The sequence below is a fragment of the Streptomyces neyagawaensis genome (assembly GCF_023516595.1).
Classification (GTDB): Bacteria; Actinomycetota; Actinomycetes; order Streptomycetales; family Streptomycetaceae; genus Streptomyces; species Streptomyces neyagawaensis.
Genome location: NZ_JAMGBG010000010.1, coordinates 120,678 through 146,510, shown reverse-complemented (window position 1 = coordinate 146,510; position 25,833 = coordinate 120,678). Strand labels below are relative to the sequence as shown.

The following is a 25,833-nucleotide window of genomic DNA, read 5'->3' as shown; positions in this document are numbered from 1 at the left end:
TGAATGAGTCTTCATGTGTTCCTGTATGGTGTGCCGGGTGTCCGCCACTCTCGCCCCGTCACCGGTCCGCCGTACGCCCGCGCCGACGGCCCCCCGCCGCCGCACCCGCGTCCTCGCCCTCCCCGAGGCGCGCTGGGCCCTGGCATCGACCGTCGCCTTCCTGATCGCCTTCCCGCTGGACCTCGCCGGCGCCTCCGCCTGGCTGTACGGCCCGCTCTACGTCGTCGCGTACGCGGCCGGCGGCTGGGAGCCCGCCCTCGAAGGGCTGCGGGCGCTGCGCGAGAAGAGCCTCGACGTCGATCTGCTGATGATCGTCGCGGCACTCGGCGCTGCCGCGATCGGCCAGGTCCTCGACGGCGCCCTCCTGATCGTCATCTTCGCCACCTCCGGCGCCCTGGAGGCCCTCGCCACCGCCCGTACCGCCGACTCCGTACGCGGCCTGCTCGACCTCGCGCCCACCACGGCCACCCGGCTGTCCCCGGACGGCACCGAGGAGACCGTGCCGACCGACCGGCTCGCCGTCGGCGACACGGTGCTGGTCCGCCCCGGCGAACGCATCGGCGCCGACGGCCGGGTCCTGGAGGGCGAGAGCGAGGCCGACCAGGCGACCATCACCGGTGAACCCCTGCCCGTGCCCAAGGCGCCGGGCGACGAGGTCTTCGCCGGCACCCTCAACGGCAACGGCGCGCTGCGCGTCCGCGTGGAACGCGACCCCGCCGACTCGGTCATCGCCCGTATCGTCGGCCTCGTCGAGGAGGCGTCCCGCACCAAGGCGCCCACCCAGCTGTTCATCGAGAAGGTCGAACAGCGGTACGCCGTCGGAGTCGTCGTCGCCACCCTCGCCGTGTTCGGCATCCCGCCGGCCTTCGGCGAGGACCTCACCGGGGCCTTGCTCCGGGCCATGACCTTCATGATCGTCGCCTCGCCCTGCGCGGTCGTGCTGGCCACCATGCCGCCACTGCTCTCCGCCATCGCCAACGCCGGCCGGCACGGCGTCCTCGTCAAGTCGGCCGTCGCCATGGAGCGGCTGGGCGAGGTCGACATCGCCGCGCTCGACAAGACCGGCACACTCACCGAGGGCACGCCCGAGGTCACCGCCGTACGGCCGCTGCCAGGTTCCGGGCTCGACGAGGACGGGCTGCTGGCGCTGGCCGCGGCCGCCGAGCACCCGAGCGAACACCCGCTGGCCCGCGCGGTGGTCGCCGCCGCCGGTGCGCGAGGGCTGCGCCCTGCCGCCGCCGGGGAGTTCGTGGCCACACCGGGGCGGGGCGTGCGCGCCACCGTCGAGGGGTCCGTGATCACCGTGGGCCGACCGGGCGAGCACGGTACCTCCGACGACGAAGTCCCCGACGGCGACGTCCTCGACGGAGACGTCTCCGGTCGCGAGGATTCCGGAGGGACGACCGTTCTCGTCGCGCGGGACGGGGTCGCCGTCGGGCTGCTGACCCTCACGGACCGTGTGCGTCACGACGCGTCCGCCGCCGTCGCGGGGCTCACCGCGGTGACCGGCACCGCGCCCGTGCTGCTGACCGGGGACAATCCGCGGACCGCCGCCCGGGTGGCAGCCGGCACCGGGATCACCGACGTGCGGGCCGGGCTGCTGCCCCAGGACAAGGTGTCGGCCGTACGGGAGTTGCAGGGCGGCGAGGGCCGCAAGGTGCTGTTCGTCGGCGACGGGGTCAACGACGCGCCCGCGCTGGCCGCCGCGCACTCCGGGGTGGCGATGGGCCGTGCCGGGTCCGACCTGGCGCTGGAGACGGCGGACGCGGTCGTCGTGCGGGACGAGCTGGTCGCGATCCCGGCGGTGGTGCGGTTGTCACGGGCGGCCCGGCGGCTGGTGGTGCAGAACCTGGTGATCGCGGGGGTGTGCATCGCCGTGCTGGTGGTGTGGGACCTGGTGGGGCATCTGCCGTTGCCGCTGGGGGTCGCCGGGCACGAGGGATCCACCGTGATCGTGGGCCTCAACGGGCTGCGGCTGCTGCGGGAGAGCGCCTGGCGACGAGCCGTGGGATAGCGGCGCCCGAGGGGGCGTCCGCGGTGCGGCCGTCCCCTGAGGTCCACTGCCGTGCCGAGGTCGCCCCCACCTCGATGTCGGATTCTCGCCAGCCCCGCCTCCTCCCGTGCTCGATGCTTGAGCCATGCGGAACGGGATGTACAGGGACGTGGAGCGGTGTGTGCGGGCCGTGCAGTCGAAGGACGCGCGGTTCGACGGGTGGGTGTTCACCGCCGTGCGGACCACACGGATCTACTGCCGGCCGAGCTGTCCCGCGGTGCCGCCCAAGCCGCGGAACATGACGTTCTATCCGAGCGCGGCGGCCTGCCAGCAGGCCGGCTACCGGGCGTGCAAGCGGTGCCGGCCCGACACGAGCCCGGGATCACCGGAATGGGACCAGCGGGCCGACCTCGTGGCCCGGGCGATGCGGCTCGTGGCGGACGGCGTCGTCGACCGGGAGGGCGTGCCGGGGCTGGCCCGGCGGCTCGGGTACAGCACCCGGCAGGTCGAGCGGCAGCTGCTGGCGGAGCTGGGGGCGGGGCCGCTGGCCCTCGCCCGGGCGCAGCGGGCGCAGACCGCGCGGCTGCTGATCGAGACCACCGCGCTGCCCATGGCGGAGATCGCGTTCGCCGCCGGATTCGCCTCGATCCGGACGTTCAACGACACCGTGCGGGAGGTCTTCGCGCTCTCCCCGAGCGAGCTGCGGGACCGGGCCGCGAAGCGGGCCGGGATCCCGGCCGTGGCGCCCGGCGGCCCCGCCCGGACACCGGGTGTCCTGGCCCTGCGGCTCCCCTTCCGGGCCCCGCTCAACCCCGACAACCTGTTCGGACACCTCGCCGCGACCGCCGTGCCCGGCGTGGAGGAGTGGCGCGACGGCGCGTACCGGCGCACGCTCCGGCTGCCGTACGGGCACGGCATCGTCGGCCTCACCCCGCGCCCCGACCACATCGCCTGTCGGCTCACCCTCAGCGACCTGCGTGACCTGCCCGTCGCCATCAGCCGCTGCCGCCGCATGCTGGACCTGGACGCCGACCCGGTCGCGGTGGACGAGCAGTTGCGGGAGGACCCGGTGCTGGCGCCGCTGGTCGACAAGGCGCCCGGCCGCCGGGTGCCGCGCACCGTCGACGAGGCCGAGTTCGCCGTACGGGCGGTGCTCGGCCAGCAGGTCTCCACCGCCGCCGCCCGCACCCACGCGGGCCGCCTGGTCCTCGCCCACGGTGAACGCGTCGACGACCCCGAGGGCGGCCTCACCCATCTCTTCCCCTCACCCGAGGCGCTCGCCGCCGTCGACCCCGCGACCCTGGCGATGCCCCGCACCCGCCGGGCGACCCTCACCACGCTGGTCGGCCGGCTCGCCGGGGGCGAGTTGCACCTGGGGGTGGACAGCGACTGGGCGGAGACCCGCGCCCGCCTCCTCGACCTGCCCGGCTTCGGCCCCTGGACCGCCGACGTCATCGCCATGCGCGCCCTCGGCGACCCCGACGCCTTCCTCCCCACCGACCTCGGCGTCCGGCGCGCGGCCGCGGAACTGGGCCTGCCGTGCACCCCGGCCGCGCTCACCGCCCGCGCGGCGGCCTGGCGGCCCTGGCGGGCGTACGCGGTCCAGTACCTGTGGGCGACGGACAGCCACCCCATCAACTTCCTTCCCGCATGAGCCCCTTGAAGGACACGGCATGAAGCAGCACACAGTGACCGACAGCCCCTACGGCCCCCTCACCCTCGTCGCCGACGACGGCGTGCTGTGCGGCCTCTACATGACCGGGCAGCGCCACCGCCCGCCGCAGGAGAACTTCGGCCCGCGCGACGACACCCTCCTCGCCGACGTGAAGGAGCAGCTGGCCGCCTACTTCGCGGGCGAGCTGCGGCAGTTCACCCTCACGCTGCGCCTGCACGGCACCCCGTTCCAGCGCGGCGTGTGGGAGCAGCTCGCGAGGATCCCCTTCGGGGAGACCCGTTCGTACGGTGAACTCGCCGACGCCGTGGGCAGTCCCAAGGCGTCCCGCGCGGTCGGCCTCGCCAACGGCAGGAACCCCGTCGGGATCATCGTGCCCTGCCATCGCGTGGTCGGCTCCGACGGCAGCCTCACCGGGTACGGCGGCGGCCTGGACCGTAAGCGGCGCCTGCTCGACTTCGAACAGGGCACGGCGCTGTTCTGACCCTCCGCCGCCCGGCTCCCGGCCGCTCAGCCGCTCACGGCACCGACCCTGCGCAGCAGTTCCGGCAGCGCGGTGCCGATCGGCTCCCGGACGACCTCGTCGGCGAGTTCGTCGTACGGGGTGGGCTCGGCGTTCACGATGATCAGCCGGGCGCCGTGGTCGGCGGCGACCCCGGCGAGCCCGGCGGCGGGCTGCACCTGGAGGCTGGTGCCGACGGCGATGAACACCTCGCACGCCTTCGCGATGGAGACGGCCTCGCCGAGCACCACCGGGTCGAGGCGCTCACCGAACATCACCGTCGCCGACTTCAGCACGCCCCCGCACTCCAGGCACGGCGGGTCGTCCTCACCGGCGTCGAGACGGGCGAGCGCGTCCTCCATCGGCGTACGGGCATGGCACTTGGTGCACACCACGGACCGCGCCGTGCCGTGCAGTTCGAGGACCTTGCGGGCCGGCATCCCGGCCAGCTGGTGGAGCCCGTCCACGTTCTGCGTGATCACCCGTACCGGCACCCCGGACCGCTCCAGCTCGGCCACCGCCAGGTGGGCCGCGTTCGGCTCGGCGTTCAGCGTCTCGCTCTCCCGCCGCATCCGCCAGGAGCGCCGGCGGATCTCCGGATCGCCCATGTAGTACTCGTACGTCACCAGCTTCTCGGCCTCCGGGTCCGTACGCCACAGCCCGTTCGGACCGCGGTAGTCGGGGATACCGGAGTCGGTGGAGACACCGGCGCCGCTGAGCAGGGCGACGAGGGGCTTCTTCATGGGGCCGAGGGTAGGTCGCCCGGCAGCACGGGACCAACGGATTTCGGGGGCCGCCCAGGGCCCGAGGCGTCGGCGGGACCGGGGCGGTCAGGCAGCGGGGATGCCGTAGGCGCGGTCGTAGTGTTGGGCGACCAGGACGCCGGAGTGGTCGCAGGCGAGCTGCCAGTCGTTGACGCCGGTCTCCACGCCGTCGGTGAAGTGCCACAGCAGCCGGCCGCGGGCGGCGTCGATGGCGTAGAAGCCGTTCCTGTTCCTGTAGGCGGGCACATAGACCGCGCTCGGCCCGGTGGTCACCGGCAGGTCGCCGTTGAGGGGCGGGGTGGGGCAGAACCAGCGCCGGGAGCCGGTCGCGGCGTTGAAGGCGTGGACGCCGGAGGGGTTGGTGCCGGTGACGTACACCGTGTTGCCGTAGACGCCGAGGGAGGCGAACTGCCCGTCGTCGGGGCTCACCCGCCAGCGCACCTTGCCCGTGGCGAGGTTGAGGGCCTTGAGTTCCTGGCCGATGGCGAACACGGTCCGGTCGAGGACGGCGAGACCCGGCCGGAGGTCGTAGCCGACGGGGTGCCGCCACAGGACGTCGGAGGTGTCGGTGTCGCGGGCCGTCACATTGCGCAGACCGTCGGCGTAGACGAAGTAGCCGGGGAGGATCACCGGGGCGAGCCGGATGCCGACGTCCTCCGGGCTGATGGGGATGACCTCGGCGCGGCGGCTCGCGAGGTCGACGCCGAAGACGGTGTCCGTGGACGTCGCGACGCCCTGCTCCTCGGACTCCCGCTGGAGCCGGACACCGATGACGGATATGTAGCGGGCGTCGACGGCGCCGAGCAGGGTGGTGAACCGGAAGTCGGGCCCGAAGTCGATGGTGAACCGCTCCGAGCCGTCGGCCGGGTCCACTCCGATCACCGTCGAGCCCTGGCCCAGCGCGACCGCCGCGCCGAACGTCAGTACCGCCGGGGTGGGGGACTGGCTGATGCCGCTGTAGACCCACTTGGGCCGGGTGCCGTTCTTGAGGTCGAGACTGAGCAGGTCACCAGGCCGGGTCTTCACCAGGGCCGTCCCCTTGTGGAACACGGCCGGCGCCTGGAGCAGCGGGTCGCCCCGGTACACCCAGGCCGGCTCGGGGGCGGGGCCGAGCGGCGTCGCCCTCCGCCCGTCCGGCTTCTCCCGCCGGGACAGGAACACGGCACCCCCGATGGCGGCCGCGGTGGTGGAGGCGGCCGACGCGGCGAGCACCGTACGCCGGGACGGTCCCGACCGGTCGGACACCCGGCGGTGGCCGGGCGAGGCCGCGCGACTGGGCTCCGGCTGCCCGGGGGAGCCGTCGGCGTGGGCGCCGGGAGCCTCGACGGTGCCCGTCACCCCGTCCGGGTGGGCGGAGTGGTCGCAGCCCTCCGCCGTGCACGGTACCGGCGTCGCGGAGGTGTACGGGGCGCGCTCGGGAGCGTAGGGCGCCGGATCGGAGGCGTTCGCGGCCCGGCCCGAGGCGTACGGCGCCTGGTCGGGACCGTACGGTGCCCGCCCCTCCTCGTAGGGCGCCCGGTCCTGCTCCTGGACGCCGCCCGCCGCGTCCCGGCGGTAGGGGTACGGCTCGGGGGTGTCCCCGGAGGCGGGGCCGGGGTGGACGTCGTCCGGCGCGGTGGCGAACGTCGCGACGGCCGCGGCGCGCAGGGCGATGGAGGCGGTCACCGAGGGCGGCAGCCAGCCGTCGCCCGTCACCTGCTCCACACCGCCCGGCGCGCAGGCGGCGGCCAGCTTGTCCGGAGTGATCCGCAGCCGCGGGTCCTTGGTGAGGCAGAGGCCGATGATCTTGTCGAGCGGATCCGGTACGCCCGACAGGTCGGGCGGGCTGTGTACGACCTGGTAGAGGAGCGTGGCCGCCGCCGTCCCGCTGAACGGGGCGTGCCCGGACGCGGCGTACGTGAGCACGGACCCCAGGGAGAAGACGTCGCCCTCGGGGCCCAGCGGCTCGCCCGTGGCCTGCTCGGGACACATGTACTCGAAGGACCCGAACAGCGCTCCCGAGCGGGTGAGGTCGTAGCCGTCGGTGGCGCGGACGATCCCGAAGTCGATGACCCGCGGGCCGTCGGCGGCCAGCAGAACGTTGGACGGCTTCAGATCGCGGTGCACGAGCCCGGCCGCCTGCACCGAGATCAGCGCCTCGGCGATCCCGGCGCCCAGCGCCAGCACCGAATCCACCGGCAGCGGCCCGTGCTCCAGGACCGCCTCGGCCAGGGTGGGGCCGGCGATGTAGTCGGTGGCCAGCCACGGGATCGGGCCGTCCGGGTCGGCGTCCACCACGGGCGCCGTGTACCGGCCGCCCAGGGCGCCCGCCGCCTCCACCTCGCGCCGGAAACGAATCCGGAAGTTCCGGTCGCCCACCAGCTCGGGGCGGATGGCCTTGACCGCGACGAACCGTCCCTGGGGGCAGCGCGCCAGGTAGACCCGCCCCATCCCGCCCGCGCCGAGCCGGGCCGCGAGCCGGTGGGGACCCAGTACCTCGGGATCGTCAGGGCCAAGTGGTTCCATGACCTCAGCTGCCTGTTCTCGGTCAAGCCGGGCGGGAAACGGCCCGCGCGGGGTGGGGGGAGACCGGCATGTCCGGGGGATCCCGTACGACCGCTCCCCAGAGCCCCGCAATCCTGCCGAAGCCGCGGCCCGCGCCCGGGATGCCGGTCCAGGGATCCCGAGTGCCGCCCCGGTACCGGAGCGGGCCGGCACAGGGCGATCGCTCGGACGGGGTCTGCGGTCAGCCTAGAGGCTGGAGTGACCAGTGGGCAGCGTTTTCAGCCAACGCTTTAATTTTCCATCAACGGTGGCGGACACCTTTTCACAGTCCGTACAAGGGCACTTGACCGTAGGTCAGCTGACTCCTGTCAACGGCCGGCCCCCGCGCCAGCGGGTAGCCGTGGCGCATTGTCGACGGTCCTCAGCCCACCCGGATCCCGTTCTCCAACTCCACCGGACCGGTACCCTCCGCCAACGCGTCGAGCGCGGCGAGCACACGGCGACCCAGCACCTCCGGCAGGTACCCGGTCAGTTCGGCCCGCGGCACGAGCCGCCACGACAACAACTCGTCCTCCTGCAACCGGATGCGGGACAACTCGCCCTCACCGATCACCCCGCCGTCGTACAGATACGCCACCAGCGGCGGCCGCCCCACGCCCTGCACCCAGTCCACGGCGAGCAACCGCCCGGGCTCGATGTCGAGTCCGATCTCCTCGGCGGTCTCGCGCCGCGCGCCCTGCCGGGGCGTCTCCCCGTCGTCCGACTCGATCGTCCCGCCCGGCAGCGCCCACCCCTCGCGGTAGTTGGGCTCCACGAGCAGGACCCGCCCCTCGGCGTCACGGAGGATCGCGGCGGCGCCGGCGAGGACCTTCGGGAGGCTCGCGATGTACGCGGCGAAGTCTTGAGTGGTCATCCAGGAAGGGTAGACGGCGCCCACCCTCACGCCGAGGTCCGCGCCAACCGCACCGTCCGCTCGGCGAGTTCGCTGATCCGCACCCCGTCGAAGCCGAACACGGCGCTGCGCACGGTGTCCTCCAGCGGGTCCTTCCACCGGTCCGGGATCGCCGCCGCCCCGCACAGCACCCCCGCCACCGAACCGGCGGTCGCGCCGTTCGAGTCGGTGTCCAGGCCGCCGCGCACGGTCAGCGCGACGGTGCGGGTGAAGTCACCGTCGCCGTACAGGAGCCCGGCGGTGAGCACCGCCGCGTTCGGGATCGTGTGGATCCAGTGCGCCCCCGCCGTCTCCTCCGCCACCGTCGTGAGCGTGTCGTCCCACGCCATCCCCGTCTCGTGCAGCGAGGCGACCCGCCGCACGGTCCGCGCGAGCCGGCTGCTCGCCGGGATCACCGTCAGCGCCTGCTCCACGGCCTCGCGCACGGTGCCCGCCGTGAACGCCGCCGAGACCAGCGCCGCCGCCCACATCGCCCCGTACACACCGTTCCCGGTGTGCGACAGGACGGCGTCACGGCGGGCCAGCGAGGCCGCGCGCCGGGGCGCGCCCGGGCTGGTCCAGCCGTGGACGTCGGCGCGGATGAGGGCGCCGATCCACTCCTGGTACGGATTGTCGTACGTGGCCGTCAACGGAGGCTTCAGCCCATTGGCCAGATTGCGGTAGGCCGCCCGCTCCGCCGTGAACGTCTGGAGATACGGCAACCGCAGCAGCCACAGATCGCCGACCTGCTCGGTGGTGAAGTCGAAACCGTGCGTCTCCAGCAGGTGCAGCCCGAGGATCGCGTAGTCGACGTCGTCGTCGCGGCAGCTGCCGTGGACGCGGCCGCGCACGCACTCCCGCCACTCGGGACGCAGCGCGAGCCGGTCGCCCTCGTCGGCCGGCTCCGGCAGGTAGTCGGTGAGGGGCAGCGCGTCGGCGCGGCGCAGATAGCGGTCGATGCGCTCCCGCGTCCAGTGGTCGCCCCGCTCGACCGGCTTGCCGAGCATGTTGCCCGCGATCCGGCCCAGCCAGCCTCCGAGTACGCGGTCGGCGAGTTCGCTGCCCACAGGGGTCATGGTGGAAGGTCTACCCAATTCCACGGATCGGCGCTCGGTGAACGGGCGGGTACGCGGCGTGTCGCGCTCGATGGGCGGGACGGGGCATGACGGAGGGCCCGGGGTGAGGTTAGGGTCACAGCGGCGCGACTGCCTTGACATGCGCAAGGCCCGATGAGCGAGGGGAACGCAAGGTGGCGAACGCCGTAGTGGACGGGACCGACACCGGCACGGCAATCCCGCGGGTGCTGATCGCCGCGGACAAGTTCAAGGGCACGCTCACCGCCGTCCAGGTCGCCGAGCGGGTGACGGCGGGCCTGCGCCGGGTCCTGCCGGACCTGGAGGTCGAGGCGCTCCCGGTGGCCGACGGGGGAGACGGCACGGTGGCCGCCGCGGTCGCCGCCGGCTTCACCCGCCACGAGGTACGGGTGACCGGCCCGCTGGGCGAGCCCGTGACCGCCGCGTACGCGCTGCGCGGCGACACCGCCGTGGTCGAGATGGCCGAGGCGAGCGGGTTGCAGCTGCTGCCCGCGGGGGTCTTCGCGCCGCTCACCGCCTCCACGTACGGCTCCGGAGAGCTGTTGCGCGCCGCGCTCGACTCGGGCGCCCGCACGATCGTGTTCGGGGTGGGTGGCAGCGCCACGACGGACGGCGGCGCGGGCATGCTCGCCGCCCTGGGTGCGCGCTTCCTGGACGCGGCGGGCGAGCCCGTCGGGCCGGGCGGCGGCGGACTGCGCGACCTGGTGACGGCGGACCTGTCGGACCTGGACCCCCGGTTCGCCTCCCTCGACCTCGTCCTGGCGAGCGACGTCGACAACCCGCTGACGGGCCCCAAGGGGGCGCCCGCGGTGTACGGCCCGCAGAAGGGTGCGAGCCCCGCGGACGTGGCGGTCCTCGACGCGGCGCTCGCCCACTTCGCGGCCGTCCTGGAGAAGTCGCTCGGCGGCCGGGCCGCCGACCACGCGCTCGCGCCCGGCGCGGGCGCCGCGGGCGGCATCGGCTACGGCGCCCTCGTCCTCGGCGCCCGCTTCCGCCCCGGCATCGAGGTGATGCTCGACGTCCTCGGCTTCGCGCGGGCGCTGGACAAGGCCACGTTGGTGATCACCGGCGAGGGCTCCCTGGACGAGCAGACGCTGCACGGCAAGGCACCCGCGGGGGTCGCCGCGGCCGCGCGGGCCGCGGGCAAGGAGGTCGTGGCGGTCTGCGGCCGCCTGGCCCTGCCCCCGAAGGCGCTGGGCCGCGCCGGCATCCGCAGGGCGTACCCCCTGACGGAGGCCGAGCCGGACATGGCCCGCTGCCTCGCCGACCCGGGCCCGATCCTGGAGCGGGTGGCCGAGGGGATCGCCCGGGACTTCCTGACGTGACCTGATCCGTCAGGGCAGTGGGATCAGATTGCCGTCGAACTCGCGGAAGTAGCTGCCGCTGCCGAGGCCCTCCACCTTGCACGCGAAACAGGTGTGGCCCGAGCCGGGAGGGCTCGGGCCACACCTGTCGGTGCTGGAGCGGGGTCAGGGCAGCTGCGCCGCCCGCGCCTCACGCCGGTTGTCGCGGAAGGTGTTCACCCGGCGGGCCGTGGCGAACAGCGGGATGACCGCGCCCATGACGAGCTGCAGGGCGCAGCCGGCCTGGAGGAGGAACTGCCCGCCGGGGGCCGCGAAGGCCCAGGCCGCCAGCAGACCCATGGACAGGACGATCCAGGAGAGCATCGCGACCGCGAGGACACCCCGCGGCTTCGGGTACTCGACCCGGCTCACCATCAGCCACGCCGTGCCGAGGATCGCGAGCAGCGTCGCCTCGAAGGGCAGCTCCAGGAGCACGATCGACACCACGGTCAGCGCGCCGAACGGCGACGGCATGCCCTGGAAGGTGCCGTCCTTCACGGTCACGCAGGAGAATCTGGCAAGCCTCAGCACCACCGCCAGCAGCACGACGATCGCGCCCACCGCGGCCACCCGCTGGTGCGCGTCGTTCGCGACCATGCCGTAGACGAGGACGAAGTACGCCGGCGCCAGACCGAAGCTGATCAGGTCGGAGAGGTTGTCCAGCTCCGCACCCATCGGCGAGGAGCGGAGCTTGCGCGCCACCAGCCCGTCGAACAGGTCGAAGATCGCCGCGCAGAGCATCAGGATGACCGCGGTGGCCGCGCTGTGGCGGGCCATGCCCGTCTCCTGGCTGCCCGTGATGTGCGGGATCAGGATGCCCGTGGTGGTGAAGTACACCGCCATGAAGCCGCACGTGGCGTTGCCCAGGGTCAGCGTGTCCGCTATCGACAGGCGCAGCGACAGCGGCATCTCCTCCGCGTCGTCCTCCGCCTCGTCGACGTCCGGCATCCAGTCGGTCGCCGGGCCGGTCTTCCCGGCCTGTGTATCAGGATCAATCACGGTCAATGCGAGTCACCCCAGCCACGGTCTTCTGACCCACCTCGACGTCGACCTCCACGCCCTCGGGCAGGTAGATGTCGACCCGCGAACCGAAGCGGATCAGCCCGATCCGGTCACCCTGCTCGACCTTGGTGCCCTCGGGAACGTACGGAACGATGCGGCGAGCCACGGCGCCGGCGATCTGGATCATCTCGATGTCACCGAGTTCGGTGTCGAAGTGCCAGACGACGCGCTCGTTGTTCTCGCTCTCCTTGTTGAACGCCGGGACGAACCCGCCCGGGATGTGCTCGACGGACGTCACCGTGCCGGAGAGCGGCGCGCGGTTCACGTGCACGTTGAGCGGGCTCATGAAGATCGCGACGCGGGTCCGGCCGTCCTTCCACGGCATGATGCTCTGCACCACTCCGTCGGCGGGCGAGATGACCCGGCCCTGGGTGATCTCACGCTCGGGGTCGCGGAAGAACCACAGCATGCCCGCCGCCAGCGCGGTGGCGGGAACGGCCACGGCCCGCGCGACGCCGGAGCGGCGCGAGCGGGCGAGGCTGAGTGCTGCGGTGGCGACGGTCGGGAGAAGCCACGGCGATGCTCCGCGCGCGAGCCGTACGCCAGCGAGGCTGTCGCGAGGTGCAGAGGTTTGGCTGTGGGGCATGGATGACCTTCGTAGCGGATGATGCCGCGCGGTGACAGGGGACGGCGGCTTTCCGGGGATCGTACCGGTCGCGGCCCGCAACTGGGCAAGCCAGGAAGCCGAGTCGACGGCCGAACACTGCTGACGGGGTGTGATCTTCTTCTCGAAGAAAACACCCCGAACCAGACATTCGACCCTGGACTAGCCCTGGAATCGATACTCCTCGAGTAGCCGGCGACCGATGATCATTTTCTGGATTTCGGCGGTACCTTCACCGATGAGCAGCATCGGGGCCTCCCTGTAGAGGCGCTCGATCTCGTACTCCTTGGAGAAGCCGTAGCCGCCGTGGATCCGGAAAGCGTCCTCGACGACTTCTTTGCAGTATTCGGAGGCGAGGTACTTCGCCATCCCTGCTTCGAGGTCGTTTCGTTCGCCCGAGTCCTTTTTGCGTGCTGCGTTCACCATCATGGCATGAGCGGCCTCGACCTTGGTAGCCATCTCGGCCAGCTTGAACTGGATCGCCTGGTGCTGGGCGATCTGCTTGCCGAAGGTGTGGCGCTGCTGGGCGTACTGCACACCCAGCTCGAATGCACGCTGCGCGACACCGCAGCCACGCGCGGCCACATTCACGCGGCCCACCTCGACACCGTCCATCATTTGGTAAAACCCTCGGCCGGTGACGCCGCCGAGTACACGATTGGCCGGAATGCGCAGTCCGTCCATGATGAGCTCGGTCGTGTCGACGCCCTTGTAACCCATCTTGTCGATCTTCCCGGGAATGGTGAGGCCGGGCCGGACTTCTCCGAAGCCGGGCTCCTTCTCTACCAGGAAGGTCGTCATCGACTTGTGGGGCGCCGTGCCCTCGGGGTGTCCTTCATCACTTCGGACGAGAACGGCGACGAGGGTTGACGTCCCGCCGTTCGTCAGCCACATCTTCTGACCGTTCAGGACGTACTCGTCGCCATCCTTGACCGCCTTCGATGTGATCGCCGACACATCCGAGCCGAGCCCCGGCTCCGACATCGAGAAGGCGCCGCGGACCTCGCCGGCCGCCATGCGCGGCAGGAAGTACTCCTTCTGCTCCTCGGTGCCGTGCTGCTTGAGCATGTACGCCACGATGAAGTGCGTGTTGATGATCCCGGACACGGACATCCAGCCGCGGGCGATCTCCTCCACGCACAGCGCGTACGTCAGGAGGGACTCGCCCAGACCGCCGTACTCCTCGGGGATCATCAGACCGAACAGACCCAGTTCCTTGAGCCCGTCGACGATCGCTTGCGGGTACTCGTCGCGGTGCTCCAGCTCGGTCGCGACCGGGATGATCTCCTTGTCCACGAAGTCGCGGACGGTGGAGAGGATCTCCCGCTGGATGTCCGTGAGTCCGTGGGTCTGGGCGAGTCGCGCCATGGCTACTTCTCCTGTGCCTTCAGCTCCGGGCGGCCGGGCTGCTCGCCGCCGCGCTCCTTGATGTACGTCTCGGTGGGCACCATCACCTTGCGGCGGAAGACGCACACGAGGGTGCCGTCCTGCTTGTAGCCCTTGGTCTCGACATGGACGATGCCGCGGTCGTTCTTCGACTTCGACGGCCACTTGTCCAGCACGGTCGTCTCGCCGTAGATCGTGTCGCCGTGGAAGGTCGGCGCCACGTGCCGCAGCGACTCGATCTCCAGGTTCGCGATCGCCTTGCCGGAGACGTCCGGGACGGACATGCCGAGCAGCAGCGAGTAGATGTAGTTGCCGACGACGACGTTCTTGCCGAAGTCCGTCGTGCTCTCGGCGTAGTTCGCGTCCATGTGGAGCGGGTGGTGGTTCATGGTGAGGAGACAGAAGAGGTGGTCGTCGTACTCCGTGACCGTCTTCCCGGGCCAGTGCTTGTAGACGGCCCCGACCTCGAACTCCTCGTACGTGCGTCCGAACTGCATCGCGCTCAGGCCTCCGGGATCTCGAACTTGGACGTGCGCTGCATGCCCGCCGCACGGCCCTTGCCGGAGATGACCAGCGCCATCTTGCGGCTGGCCTCGTCGATCATCTCGTCGCCGAGCATCGCGGAGCCCTTCTTGCCGCCCGCCTCGGACGTGTAGTAGTCGTACGCGTCCAGGATCAGCTCGGCGTGGTCGTAGTCCTCCTGCGAGGGCGAGAAGATCTCGTTGGACGCCTCGACCTGGCCCGGGTGCAGCACCCACTTGCCGTCGAAGCCGAGGGCGGCGGCGCGCCGGGCGACCTCGCGGTAGCCGTCGATGTTGCGGATCTGGAGGTAGGGGCCGTCGATCGCCTGGAGGTTGTTGGCGCGGGCGGCCATCAGGATCTTCATCAGGATGTAGTGGTAGGCGTCCGCCGGGTAGCCGGGCGGCTGCTCGCCCACGACCAGCGACTTCATATTGATCGACGCCATGAAGTCGGCCGGGCCGAAGATGATCGTCTCCACGCGCGGGGAGGCCTGCGCGATCTCGTTGACGTTGTTGAGGCCCTGCGCGTTCTCGATCTGCGCCTCGATGCCGATCTTGCCGACCTCGAAGCCCATCGTCTTCTCGATCTGTGTCAGCAGCAGGTCCAGAGCGACGACCTGCTGGGCCGTCTGCACCTTCGGCAGCATGATGCAGTCGAGGTTCTGGCCGGCGCCCTCGACGACCGTGACGACGTCGCGGTACGTCCACTCGGTCGTCCAGTCGTTGACCCGTACGACCCTCGTCTTGCCCGTCCAGTCGCCCTCGTTGAGGAACTTGACGATCGTGTGCCGGGCCTCGGGCTTGGCGAGCGGGGCACAGGCGTCCTCCAGGTCGAGGAAGACCTGGTCCGCCGGGAGGCCCTGCGCCTTCTCCAGGAAGCGGGGGTTGCTTCCGGGGACCGCGAGGCAGGAGCGTCGCGGACGCAGACGGTTGACGGGCGTGGTCATGCGGGGACCTCCAGGGGGTCGAGCTTGTTGGCCTTGCGGATCTCGTCGACGATACGGCCGATGATCCCGGTGATGTCGAAGTCCTTCGGGGTGAACACGGCGGCCACTCCGGCGGCCCTGAGCTGCTCGGCGTCGGCGTTGGGGATGATCCCGCCGGCGATCACCGGGATGTCGGTCGCGCCGGCGTCCCGCAGCCGCTCCAGGACGTCCGGGACGAGCTGCGCGTGCGAGCCGGAGAGGATGGACAGCCCCACCGCGTGCACGTCCTCGGCGAGGGCCGCGTCCACGATCTGCTCGGGGGTGAGCCGTATGCCCTGGTAGACCACCTCGAACCCGGCGTCACGGGCCCGCACGGCGATCTGCTCCGCCCCGTTGGAGTGCCCGTCCAGGCCCGGCTTGCCGACCAGGAAGCGGAGCTTGCCGACACCGAGGTCCCGCGCGGTCAGCTCCACCTTGCGGCGCACCCCGGACAGGGCGGAGCCCTCCTCGGCCGCCACCGCCACCGGGGCGGAGGAGACACCGGTCGGCGCCCGGAACTCCCCGAACACCTCACGCAGGGCCCCGGCCCACTCGCCGGTCGTGACCCCGGCGCGGGCGCACTCCAGAGTGGCCTCCATGAGGTTGTCGGTGCCCTTCGCGGCCTCCTTCAGCCGCTCCAGCGCCTTGCACGGGCGCGGGTGGTTGAAGGGAGGCTGGTAGCGGGTGTCCCGCCAGTGCTGGAGGGAGGCGATGACACGGGCCTCGACGGCCGGGTCGACCGTCTGGATCGCGGTGTCCAGGTCGGCCGTGAGGGGATTCGGCTCGGTCGTCTCGAAGATGTTGACGCCGACGATCTTCTCCTGGCCGGACTCGATCCGCGCCCGCCGCTCGGCGTGCGAGGCGACGAGCTGCGACTTCAGATAGCCGGACTCGACGGCGGCCATTGCGCCGCCCATCTCCTGGATCCGCTCGATCTCGGTGAGCGACTCCTCCACCAGCGCGGCGACCTTCGCCTCGATGACGTGGGAGCCCTCGAAGATGTCCGCGTACTCCAGCAGGTCGCTCTCGTGCGCGAGGACCTGCTGGATGCGCAGCGACCACTGCTGGTCCCACGGCCGGGGCAGCCCCAGCGCCTCGTTCCAGGCGGGCAGCTGCACGGCACGCGCGCGTGCGTCCTTGGAGAGGGTCACGGCCAGCATCTCCAGCACGATCCGCTGGACGTTGTTCTCCGGCTGCGCCTCGGTCAGCCCGAGGGAGTTGACCTGGACGCCGTACCGGAAGCGGCGCTGCTTGGGGTTCTCGATGCCGTACCGCTCGCGCGTGATCCGGTCCCAGATCCGCCCGAACGCCCGCATCTTGCACATCTCCTCGATGAAGCGGACGCCCGCGTTCACGAAGAAGGAGATACGGGCCACGACGTCCCCGAACTTCTCCTCGGGAACCTGCCCCGAGTCGCGCACGGCGTCGAGAACCGCGATCGCGGTGGACATCGCGTACGCGATCTCCTGGACCGGCGTGGCGCCCGCCTCCTGCAGGTGGTAGCTGCAGATGTTGATCGGGTTCCACTTCGGGATGTGGGAGACCGTGTACGCGATCATGTCCGTCGTCAGCCGGAGTGAGGGCCCCGGCGGGAAGACATGGGTTCCCCGCGACAGGTATTCCTTGACGATGTCGTTCTGGGTCGTGCCCTGGAGCTGGGTGATGTCCGCACCCTGCTCCTCGGCGACGACCTGGTAGAGCGCCAGCAGCCACATGGCGGTGGCGTTGATGGTCATCGAGGTGTTCATCTGCTCCAGGGGGATGTCCTGGAACAGCCGGCGCATGTCACCGAGGTGCGCGACCGGCACGCCCACCCGGCCGACCTCGCCGCGGGCGAGGATGTGGTCGGAGTCGTACCCGGTCTGCGTCGGCAGGTCGAACGCCACCGACAGGCCGGTCTGGCCCTTGGCGAGGTTGCGCCGGTACAGCTCGTTGGACGCCTCCGCCGTGGAGTGGCCGGCGTACGTGCGCATGAGCCACGGCCGGTCCTTTTCTCTCGGCGGCTGCGCCTGAGAGCGCTCGGTGCCCGCGTCGACGTTCCTCAGTCCGCGGTCGCTGCGCTCCCTTGCCTTCGTCTCTTTCGACACGGGCGCGCCCTCAGGCGCAGCCGCGGGCTGGCGCTCAGTCATCTGTGCTCCCGGATGTCTCAGATGTTGCGGAAGCGGTTGATGGCGTCGATGTGCTGGTCGCGCTTTTCCTGGTCGCGCACGCCCAGGCCCTCCTCGGGGGCGAGGCAGAGCACGCCGACCTTGCCCTGGTGGAGGTTGCGGTGCACGTCGTAGGCGGCCTGGCCGGTGTCCTCCAGGGCGTACACCTTCGACAGGGTCGGGTGGATCTTGCCCTTCGCGATGAGCCGGTTGGCCTCCCAGGCCTCGCGGTAGTTGGCGAAGTGCGAGCCGATGATCCGCTTCAGCGACATCCACAGGTAGCGGTTGTCGTACTCGTGCATGTAGCCCGAGGTCGACGCGCAGGTGGTGATGGTGCCGCCCTTGCGGGTGACGTAGACGGAGGCGCCGAAGGTCTCGCGGCCCGGGTGCTCGAAGACGATGTCGATGTCCTCGCCGCCGGTGAGCTCACGGATGCGCTTGCCGAAGCGCTTCCACTCCTTGGGGTCCTGGGTGGACTCGTCCTTCCAGAACTTGTAGCCCTCGGCGTTGCGGTCGATGATCGCCTCGGCGCCCATGGACCGGCAGATCTCCGCCTTCTGCGGCGAGGAGACGACACAGATCGGGTTGGCGCCGCCCGCGAGCGCGAACTGCGTGGCGTAGGAGCCGAGTCCGCCGCTGGCGCCCCAGATCAGGACGTTGTCGCCCTGCTTCATGCCGGCGCCGTTGCGGGAGACGAGCTGCCGGTACGCGGTGGAGTTGACCAGACCCGGAGCGGCGGCCTCCTCCCAGCTGAGGTGGTCCGGCTTCGGCATCAGCTGGTTGGACTTGACCAGCGCGATCTCGGCGAGACCGCCGAAGTTGGTCTCGAAGCCCCAGATGCGCTGCTCGGGGTCGAGCATCGTGTCGTTGTGGCCGTCGCTGGACTCCAGCTCGACGGACAGGCAGTGCGCGACGACCTCGTCACCGGGCTTCCAGGCGTTGACGCCGGGGCCGGTGCGCAGGACGACGCCCGCGAGGTCGGAGCCGATGATGTGGTACGGCAGGTCGTGGCGCTTGGTCAGCTCGCTGAGCCGGCCGTAGCGCTCCAGGAAGCCGAACGTCGACAGCGGTTCGAAGATCGACGTCCACACCGAGTTGTAGTTGACCGACGAGGCCATGACGGCCACCAGGGCCTCGCCCGGACCGAGCTCGGGCAGCGGGACCTCGTCGAGGTGGATCGACTTGCGCGGGTCCTTGTCGCGGGTCTCGAGGCCCGCGAACATCTCCGTCTCGTCCTTGTGCACGGTGATCGCGCGGTACGACTCGGGGAGCGGCAGAGCGGCGAAGTCGGCGGACGTGGACTCCGGCGACTGGATCGCGTCCAGGATTTCCTTCACGGTGGTGCCTCCGGCGACGAGCGTCCGAGGGAAGACGCTGTTGAGGGTTACGTCGGGGTGCTGCTGATCTGTCTGGGTGATGCCGTCGGTTCGGCGGAGGGGTGGTGCTCTCGGCGGCGCTTTGTGGCGCGGAAGGGTGCCTGTGACGCAGGCGTCCGGGCGCGCAGGCACGTGGCTTGCGGGGACAGCCGGCGTACGGGAGTTCTCTGCACGCCGGCCGCCCGGACACCCTCAACGTATGGCACGCCGTGTCACCCCGCAAGGCACCGAGTGCCAGAAAGTTCGCTCAGGTGAAATCTTTACGTAACACTTGAGCGATGATCGATCAGAAGGGGTCCTAAAAGGGCCTCTGGCATGCCAAAACGGCCACCCGATGGGGTGGCCGTCATCACAGTTACCGATGAGTAAAGAGGGGTTTCGAAGCCCCCGCGGGAGGCGTCAGCGGTCGCGGAGGGCCTCCTCGATCGTGCGCATGACCTCGTCCAGGGGGGCGTCCGTGCGGGCGACGGTCACGAGGACCTCGCCGTGGGCGGAGGCCGTCGCGGCGGCCGGTTCCGGGGTCATGGAGCGGCCGGCGCCGATGCCGGTGCCGAAGGTCTTGCGGACGATGGCGAACGCGTGGTCGAGCTGGGTCTCCACGTCGCCCTGGCCGCCGGAGCGCAGCCAGCGGCGCAGGACGTGGTTGTGGGCGGTGACGACCGCCGACGCGGCCACCTCGGCGAGCAGCGGGTCGTCGTTGCCGTCGTCGACATGGGCGTGCTCGTCGAAGTGGCCCAGCAGATAACGGGTGAAGAGACGTTCGTAGCGGGCGACGGACGCGATCTCCGCCTCGCGCAGGGTGGGGACCTCACGGGTCAGCTTGTAGCGGGCGACCGAGATCTCCGGCCGCGCCGCGTACATCTTCATGACTTCCTTGATGCCCCGGCACACCGTGTCGAGCGGGTGCTCGTGCGCCGGTGCCGCGTTGAGCACCGCCTCGGCGCGGATCAGGGTGTCGTCGTGGTCCGGGAAGATCGCCTCTTCCTTGGAGCGGAAGTGGCGGAAGAAGGTGCGGCGGGCGACACCGGCCGCCGCCGCGATCTCGTCGACGGTGGTCGCCTCGTACCCCTTGGTCGAGAACAGCTCCATGGCCGCGGCCGCCAGTTCCCGGCGCATCTTGAGCCGTTGGGCGGCGGCACGACTGCCCGCGGCACTCTCCGGCGCGTCGGGCGTAGCTGGTGTACGTGAGGACTTGGCGGGCTGGGACATGCCCCGAACGTACTGCATTCGCGCAGGAGAGTGCGCAGGTCCACCGATCCCCCCGCCCCGCGCGGGCGGGGGAGTACGGGTGCCGGAGGGCACGGACCGGCCGCCCGGGGAGAGCAGTCCGCCCCAGTCCGTGCCCTCGTGGAACCAGTCGCCCGGCCGCTCAGCGCTTGGCATATTCGCGGAAGCCGCGGCCGGTCTTGCGGCCGAGGCAGCCCGCGGCCACCAGGTGCTCCAGCAGCGGCGCGGGGGCGAGCCCCGGGTCGCGGAACTCGCGGTGCAGGACCTTCTCGATGGCCAGCGAGACGTCCAGCCCCACCACGTCCAGCAGTTCGAACGGACCCATCGGGTAGCCGCCGCCCAGCTTCATCGCCGCGTCGATGTCGTCCAGCGTCGCGTAGTGCTCCTGCACCATCTTGATCGCGTTGTTCAGGTACGGGAACAGCAGCGCGTTCACGATGAACCCGGCACGGTCGCCGCAGTCCACCGGGTGCTTGCGGATGGCGCCGCACAGCTCGCGGACGGTGGCATGGACGTCCTCGGCGGTCAGGACCGTGCGGACCACCTCGACCAGCTTCATCGCCGGCGCCGGGTTGAAGAAGTGCATCCCGATCACGTCCTGCGGGCGCGAGGTCGCGCGGGCGCAGGCCACAACGGGCAGCGAGGACGTGGTGGTCGCGAGGATCGCCCCCGGCTTGCAGACCTTGTCGAAGGTCGCGAACAACTGCCGCTTGACCTCCAGGTCCTCCGCCACGGCCTCCAGCGCCAGGTCGACGTCCGCGAACGCGTCGTACGAGCCCGCCGGGGTGATCCGGTCCAGGGTCTCTGCGGCGGCCTCGACCGTCATCCGCCCCTTGTCGACCGACCGCGACAGCGACTTGCCGATACGCGCCTTGGCGGCCTGCGCCTTCTCCTCGGTGCGCGCGGCCAGGACGACCTCGAAGCCGGCCTTGGCGAACACCTCGGCGATCCCGGACGCCATGGTCCCGGAGCCCGCCACACCGACCGAGCGGACCGTGCGCCCGGCGGCCGTGGCGACCCCCTCCAGCGGCGTCAGCGCGTCCCGCACGACGGTGGCGGAGCCGGGCGCCTCGTAGGTGTAGAAGCCCCGCCCCGACTTGCGGCCCGTCAGGCCCGCCTCACTGAGCTGCTTGAGGATCGGCGCCGGTGCGTGCAGCCGGTCGTGCGAGGCCGCGTACATGGCGTCCAGGACCGTGCGGGCGGTGTCGACGCCGATCAGGTCGAGCAGTGCCAGCGGGCCCATCGGCAGACCGCAGCCGAGCCGCATCGCCGCGTCGATGTCCTCGCGGGAGGCGTACTTGGCCTCGTACATCGCGGCGGCCTGGTTGAGGTAGCCGAACAGCAGCCCGTCGGCGACGAATCCGGGCCGGTCGCCGACCGCGACGGGCTCCTTGCCCAGGTCGAGCGCGAGGTTCGTGACGGCGGTGACGGCCTGCGGCGCGGTGAGCACCGAGGAGACCACCTCGACCAGCTTCATCGCGGGCGCCGGGTTGAAGAAGTGCAGCCCCAGCACCCGCTCGGGGTGCGCGGAGTCGGCGGCCAGCCGGGTGACCGAGAGGGCGTTGGTGCCGGTGGCGAGCACCGTCTCGGGACGCACGATCGCGTCCAACTCCCGGAAGAGCTGCTGCTTGATGTCGTACGACTCCGGGACGACCTCGATCACCAGGTCGGCGTCGGCGGCGGCCCGCAGGTCGGTGAAGGTGCGGAAGCGGGCGAGGGCGTCACCGCGTTCCCGCTCGGTGATCCGCCCGCGTGCCACGGCACGCTCCGTCGAGGACTCCAGCGCCGCGACGGCACGGGCGGCGGCCGCCTCGCTGATGTCGATGCCGATGACCTCGCGGCCGGCCCGGGTCAGCACCTCGGCGATGCCGGTGCCCATGGTGCCGAGGCCGATGACGGCGATGGTGGTGAGAGGGGACTGCGGGGACAGGGGCGAGTCGGAAACGGGAGTGGCCATCGCGGGACTCCAGGGATGAGGGTGACGACTGAGGAAGCGCCCGGGTACGCCGACGAGGGCGCGACCAGCGCGTGGAGTGCGGGTGCTGCCGGGCTGCGAGCGCACACGCCCGGTGCCGCCGCCGTGGGCGTGCACACGCCCAGGGGGAACGGCTGAACCGACCGGCCCTGTCCCGAGGCCGAGTCGCACTGCGGTACTGCGCGTACCGAACCGACTGCGCTCACGACGGCCGCGTCACCAGACCGTCGAAGCGAATACGAGTGGGTCACTCGCTCGTCTGAGCTTAACCGGTGGGTAACGAGCGCGCCAGCCCTCGTCTTTGTGATGTAGGTCCCTGAAGGGAAGCCCCGCCCGTAATCTCGACGGTATGGACGAAGCGTTGCGATCGCTCACGGAGCGTGTGCGGAACGAGTCGGGCGGATCGGCCGGCTGCGAACGGCTCCTCGCCATCGAGGACACCGACGAGCTGGCCTCCGTGCTCACCGAGCCCGGACAGCCCCTGTGGGCCCGCGAGGTGGCCGCGTTCCGGCTCGGTGTCGCGGGGGACCGGCGGGCCTTCGAGGCGCTCGTCCTGCTCCTCAACCACCGCGACCCGCCCCGCTGCGCCTCGGCCGCCCACGCCCTGGCCCGGCTCGGCGACCCCCGCACCGCCCGCGCGGCCGCCGCCCTCGCCACCAACGAGCTGCGCGTCGCCTATGCCCTGCACCCGGTCCGGCTGCTCGTCGAGCTCCGGGCGCCCGAAGCCGTGCCCGCGCTGATCACCACCCTCGAACGCCGGCTCACCCCGCACGACCCCTACCGCCGGGTGGCCCTCGCGTGCGTGGAGGGGCTCGGGGCGCTGGGCGACAGCCGGGCCAGACGGGTCCTCGGCGAGGCGCTCGCGCACCCGGCGCTGGCGGAGGCCGCGGTGCACGCCCTGGCCAGGATCCCGAGACAGCGCTGACGCCGGCGGGGTGCCGCCGCCCCCCGGCCCGTGCTGACCGGAGGGGGAGACGCCCCCGCGTGCGGATCGGCGGGTGCATGCGTCACGCGGCCACCGGACTGATCAGGGCGTGCTCTCGCCGGGCTCCAGCCAAAGGGCGTACCGCAGTTCCGGTATCTCCACCCCGTCCACCTCGAACGGTTCCTCGACGCCGTCCGGTGCGAAGCCGTGGTGCTCGTAGAAGCGCCGGGCCCGGGCGTTCTCCTTGAGCACCCACAGGAACACCCGGGGGTACCCGGCGGCCCGGCAGCGGTCGAGGGAGGTCCGCAGCAGCGCACCGCCGACGCCGCCGCCGAGATGGCCCGGCCGTACGTAGATCGCGTACAACTCGGCGTCCCCGGTGCGGATGTCGCCGTCCCGGTACGGCCCGTACGCCGCCCAGCCGAGCACCTCCCCGGCGCGCTCGGCGACCAGGTTCACCACCGGGTTGCCGGCCTTGAGGAGCATCCCGCGCCGCTTCTCGGCGTCCTCGGCCACGTCCAGTCCGTCGAGGTGCGACTGCGGGACGAGCCCCGCGTAGGCCGTGCGCCAGCCGCCGACCCGGATCTCGGAGACGGCACGGCAGTCGGCCAAGGCCATGTGCCGGACACGGAGGTCATGAAGATCATCCATGGGGGCACCCTAGGTGTGCGCCGGCTCGGGGTCCTTTCGATTACTCGCCGAGCACCGCGAACGCCTCGATCTCCAGCAGGAACTCGGGGCGGACGAGCGCGGTCACCTGCACCGCCGACGATGCGGGGAGCCTGTCGTCGGGGATGTGCTCGGCCCTGGCCGAGCGGATCGCCGGGAGGTACGCCGTGTCCGTGACGAAGTAGGTGAGCTTGACGACGTCGTCGAAGGTCGCCCCGGCGGCCGTCAGGCAGCGCCGCAGGTTCTCGAAGACCTGGCGGGCCTGCGCCGCCGGGTCGCCCTCGCCGACGAGCTCGCCGTCCTCGTCGAGCGCGACCTGACCGGACACGGCAACGAAGCGGCCCGTGCCCATCACGACATGCGCGTACTGGGCGGCGGGGGCGACACCGTCGGGGGCGGCGATCCTGGTCGGTTCACTCATGACCCCATCCTGAGGCATGGCGGTGACAGGGCCCCCGACGGGCCGTCAGGGGCGGTTCAGCTCCGGAAGCCGAGCAGGCCGTGGAGGGTCGAGCCGCGGGACGTCGCGGGCGCGGCCTTGGCCTTCCGTGGCTTGGGGTCGGGCTGCTTCTTGCACACCGCGTCCGCCTCGCCGGTGCCGCGCGGCACCGTGCCGTCGGTCAGATAGGCGGCCAGATGCCGGTCCAGGCAGGCGTTCCCGCTCAGCGAGATGCCGTGGTTCCCGCCGCCCTGCTCGACCACCAGACTGGAGCCGCGCAGCAGGTGATGGGTCATCACACCGCCCTCGTACGGGGTGGCGGCGTCGTCGGTGGCCTGGAAGATCAGGACCGGTGGCAGCGCGTCGTTGGAGACGTCCACGGGGTTGAGGGACGCCGTGGGCCAGAACGCGCACGGCGCGTTGTACCAGGCGTTGTTCCAGGTCGTGAAGGGTGCCTTCGCGTACACCCCCCAGTTGTCGTCACGCCACCGGTCCCAGTCCCTCGGCCAGGGCGCGTCACGGCACTGCACCGCGGCGTAGACGCTGTAGCCGTTGGCGCCCGCGGTGTCGACGGCGGCGAAGTTCTCGTACGCCTCGACGAGCGGGTCGTCGTCCTTCTTGTTCACGAATGCCGCGAACGCGGCGGCCAGGTCGGGCCAGTAGCCGTTGTAGTACCCGCCGGGCAAGAAGGTGTCCTCCAGTTCGGAGGCGCCCACCTTGCCGTCCGCGGGCTTCCTGGCCAGCGCCGACCGCATCGCGTACCACGTGTCCTCGACCTTCCGCGGATCGGTGCCGAGCCGGTAGGTCGCGTTGTGCTTGGCGATCCAGGCCATCAGCGCCCGGTGGCGGTCGTCGAACGCGTAGTCCTGCTGGAGATTGTTCTCGTACCAGACCCCGGTGGGATCGACGACCGAGTCCAGCACCGCCCGCCGTACCCGGTTGGGGTGGAGCTTGGCGTACACGGCGCCCAGATAGGTGCCGTACGAGTACCCGAAGTAGTTGATCTTCTTCGCGCCGAGGGCCGCGCGGATGGCGTCGATGTCCTCGGCCGCGCTCACCGTGTCGATGTACGGCAGCACGTCCCCGTACTTCGCGGCGCACGCCCGGGCGAAGTCCTCGGCGCGCTTCAGATTCGCCCTCTCCGTCTTGCCGGTGTCCGGCAAGGAGTTGGGCCGCACCGGCGCGAACTGGGCCGGCCGGCAGTTCAGGGCGGGCCTGCTGGCGCCGACGCCGCGCGGGTCGAAGCCGATGACGTCGTACTGCGCGGCCACCTTCTTCGGCAGGGAGGAGGCGAGGTAGCCGGCCAGGGTGAGTCCGCTGCCGCCGGGCCCACCGGGGTTGACCAGCAGCGGTCCCTGGTACTTCTTCGCGGTGTGCGGCACGCGCGACAGGGCGAGCGTGATCTTCCTGCCCCGCGGGTCGGCGTGGTTCAGCGGCACCTTCAGGGAGGCGCACTGGAGGGTCGGATACGCGCTGGTGGCGCACTTCTTCCAGGAGAGCTTCGCCACCGGGGCGGCCGCTGAGCCGCCGCTCGCGTCGGCGGGGACCGCCGTGACCATCCCGGCCAGCACAGCGGCGGCACCGCACAGGGCGGTCGCGCGTTTCTTCATTTATCAGGTCTCCCAGGACGGAGGATGTCGAGCCGTGCACACCACGGCCTTTGGTCGCATCGTCCCGGAATGAGGGCGCGGAAGAACCCGGTCTGTCATATGTTGACCCGATCGGCGATGAAGGAGCGCCCGGATGACCCCGAA

General features: G+C 71.4%; 21 protein-coding genes. 5 read left to right on the top strand and 16 right to left on the bottom strand.

The genetic code is table 11. From position 1 onward, the window contains the following. Positions 1–25 precede the first annotated feature (25 nt). The 3 genes from M8J73_RS05675 to M8J73_RS05665 all read left to right on the top strand — a co-directional run bounded on the left by M8J73_RS05675 (position 26) and on the right by M8J73_RS05665 (position 4,149). A complete protein-coding gene (locus M8J73_RS05675) occupies positions 26–2,014 on the top strand; it encodes a heavy metal translocating P-type ATPase (RefSeq protein WP_249828335.1) in 1,989 nt (662 codons plus the stop codon). Positions 2,015–2,138: 124 nt separating this feature from the next. Further along, complete coding sequence (locus M8J73_RS05670) at positions 2,139–3,647, top strand: AlkA N-terminal domain-containing protein (RefSeq protein WP_055538460.1); 1,509 nt, start codon at positions 2,139–2,141, stop codon at positions 3,645–3,647. Positions 3,648–3,666: 19 nt separating this feature from the next. Further along, entirely contained in the window at positions 3,667–4,149 is a 483-nt protein-coding gene (locus tag M8J73_RS05665) for a methylated-DNA--[protein]-cysteine S-methyltransferase (protein ID WP_055538459.1), read from the top strand. A 26-nt stretch (positions 4,150–4,175) separates the two neighbouring features. Here M8J73_RS05665 and M8J73_RS05660 read toward each other — a convergent pair whose 3' ends face one another. From M8J73_RS05660 to M8J73_RS05645, 4 genes are all read right to left on the bottom strand, one after another. After that, on the bottom strand, positions 4,176–4,910 hold the full coding sequence (locus M8J73_RS05660; protein WP_055538458.1) for an SIR2 family NAD-dependent protein deacylase: 735 nt from the start codon (positions 4,908–4,910) through the stop codon (positions 4,176–4,178). An 87-nt stretch (positions 4,911–4,997) separates the two neighbouring features. After that, complete coding sequence (locus tag M8J73_RS05655) at positions 4,998–7,436, bottom strand: protein kinase domain-containing protein (protein WP_055538457.1); 2,439 nt, start codon at positions 7,434–7,436, stop codon at positions 4,998–5,000. 400 nt (positions 7,437–7,836) lie between these two features. Then, a complete protein-coding gene (locus M8J73_RS05650) occupies positions 7,837–8,328 on the bottom strand; it encodes an NUDIX domain-containing protein (RefSeq protein WP_055537702.1) in 492 nt (163 codons plus the stop codon). A gap of 26 nt (positions 8,329–8,354) precedes the next feature. Next, positions 8,355–9,422 (bottom strand): ADP-ribosylglycohydrolase family protein, encoded by a 1,068-nt coding sequence (locus M8J73_RS05645; protein WP_055537690.1) that lies wholly within the window; start codon positions 9,420–9,422, stop codon positions 8,355–8,357. A gap of 173 nt (positions 9,423–9,595) precedes the next feature. Here M8J73_RS05645 and M8J73_RS05640 point away from each other — a divergent pair, with 173 nt between their 5' ends. Then, positions 9,596–10,765, top strand: coding sequence for a glycerate kinase (locus M8J73_RS05640; RefSeq protein ID WP_055537691.1), 1,170 nt, complete (start codon positions 9,596–9,598; stop codon positions 10,763–10,765). 144 nt (positions 10,766–10,909) lie between these two features. On the opposite strand, the gene pssA is transcribed toward M8J73_RS05640, so the two are convergent. The 9 genes from pssA to M8J73_RS05595 all read right to left on the bottom strand — a co-directional run bounded on the left by pssA (position 10,910) and on the right by M8J73_RS05595 (position 22,028). After that, positions 10,910–11,731, bottom strand: coding sequence for a CDP-diacylglycerol--serine O-phosphatidyltransferase (pssA, locus tag M8J73_RS05635; protein ID WP_055537692.1), 822 nt, complete (start codon positions 11,729–11,731; stop codon positions 10,910–10,912). 43 nt (positions 11,732–11,774) lie between these two features. Next, complete coding sequence (locus M8J73_RS05630) at positions 11,775–12,431, bottom strand: phosphatidylserine decarboxylase (RefSeq protein ID WP_079054715.1); 657 nt, start codon at positions 12,429–12,431, stop codon at positions 11,775–11,777. A 180-nt stretch (positions 12,432–12,611) separates the two neighbouring features. Then, positions 12,612–13,817, bottom strand: a complete 1,206-nt coding sequence (locus M8J73_RS05625; RefSeq protein WP_055537693.1) for an acyl-CoA dehydrogenase family protein — start codon at positions 13,815–13,817, stop codon at positions 12,612–12,614. A gap of 2 nt (positions 13,818–13,819) precedes the next feature. Next, positions 13,820–14,332 (bottom strand): MaoC family dehydratase, encoded by a 513-nt coding sequence (locus tag M8J73_RS05620; protein WP_009191447.1) that lies wholly within the window; start codon positions 14,330–14,332, stop codon positions 13,820–13,822. 5 nt (positions 14,333–14,337) lie between these two features. Next, a complete protein-coding gene (locus M8J73_RS05615; protein WP_055537694.1) occupies positions 14,338–15,303 on the bottom strand; it encodes an HpcH/HpaI aldolase/citrate lyase family protein in 966 nt (321 codons plus the stop codon). Beyond that, positions 15,300–17,450 (bottom strand): ethylmalonyl-CoA mutase, encoded by a 2,151-nt coding sequence (locus M8J73_RS05610; RefSeq protein ID WP_372503896.1) that lies wholly within the window; start codon positions 17,448–17,450, stop codon positions 15,300–15,302. Before M8J73_RS05610 ends, M8J73_RS05615 begins: the two co-directional genes overlap by 4 nt. A gap of 17 nt (positions 17,451–17,467) precedes the next feature. Then, a complete protein-coding gene (ccrA, locus tag M8J73_RS05605; protein WP_055537696.1) occupies positions 17,468–18,805 on the bottom strand; it encodes a crotonyl-CoA carboxylase/reductase in 1,338 nt (445 codons plus the stop codon). A gap of 438 nt (positions 18,806–19,243) precedes the next feature. Then, positions 19,244–20,053 (bottom strand): TetR family transcriptional regulator, encoded by an 810-nt coding sequence (locus M8J73_RS05600; protein ID WP_240501097.1) that lies wholly within the window; start codon positions 20,051–20,053, stop codon positions 19,244–19,246. Between the two features lie 160 nt (positions 20,054–20,213). Beyond that, positions 20,214–22,028 carry a 3-hydroxyacyl-CoA dehydrogenase family protein gene (locus M8J73_RS05595; protein WP_055537698.1) on the bottom strand — a complete coding sequence of 605 codons (1,815 nt, stop codon included), beginning with the start codon at positions 22,026–22,028 and terminating at the stop codon, positions 20,214–20,216. A 367-nt stretch (positions 22,029–22,395) separates the two neighbouring features. On the opposite strand from M8J73_RS05595, the gene M8J73_RS05590 reads away from it, so the two are divergent. Continuing rightward, positions 22,396–22,971, top strand: a complete 576-nt coding sequence (locus tag M8J73_RS05590; protein WP_055537699.1) for an adenylosuccinate lyase — start codon at positions 22,396–22,398, stop codon at positions 22,969–22,971. A 102-nt stretch (positions 22,972–23,073) separates the two neighbouring features. On the opposite strand, the gene M8J73_RS05585 is transcribed toward M8J73_RS05590, so the two are convergent. Genes M8J73_RS05585 through M8J73_RS05575 form a run of 3 tightly spaced genes read right to left on the bottom strand, consistent with a single transcriptional unit; the run spans position 23,074 to position 25,689 of the window. Then, entirely contained in the window at positions 23,074–23,622 is a 549-nt protein-coding gene (locus M8J73_RS05585; protein WP_055537700.1) for a GNAT family N-acetyltransferase, read from the bottom strand. 40 nt (positions 23,623–23,662) lie between these two features. Beyond that, a complete protein-coding gene (locus M8J73_RS05580; protein ID WP_055537701.1) occupies positions 23,663–24,061 on the bottom strand; it encodes a RidA family protein in 399 nt (132 codons plus the stop codon). A 56-nt stretch (positions 24,062–24,117) separates the two neighbouring features. Continuing rightward, the gene (locus M8J73_RS05575) at positions 24,118–25,689 is read right to left on the bottom strand and encodes an alpha/beta hydrolase (RefSeq protein ID WP_249828308.1); all 1,572 of its coding nucleotides are present in this window, start codon (positions 25,687–25,689) and stop codon (positions 24,118–24,120) included. Positions 25,690–25,833 lie beyond the last annotated feature (144 nt).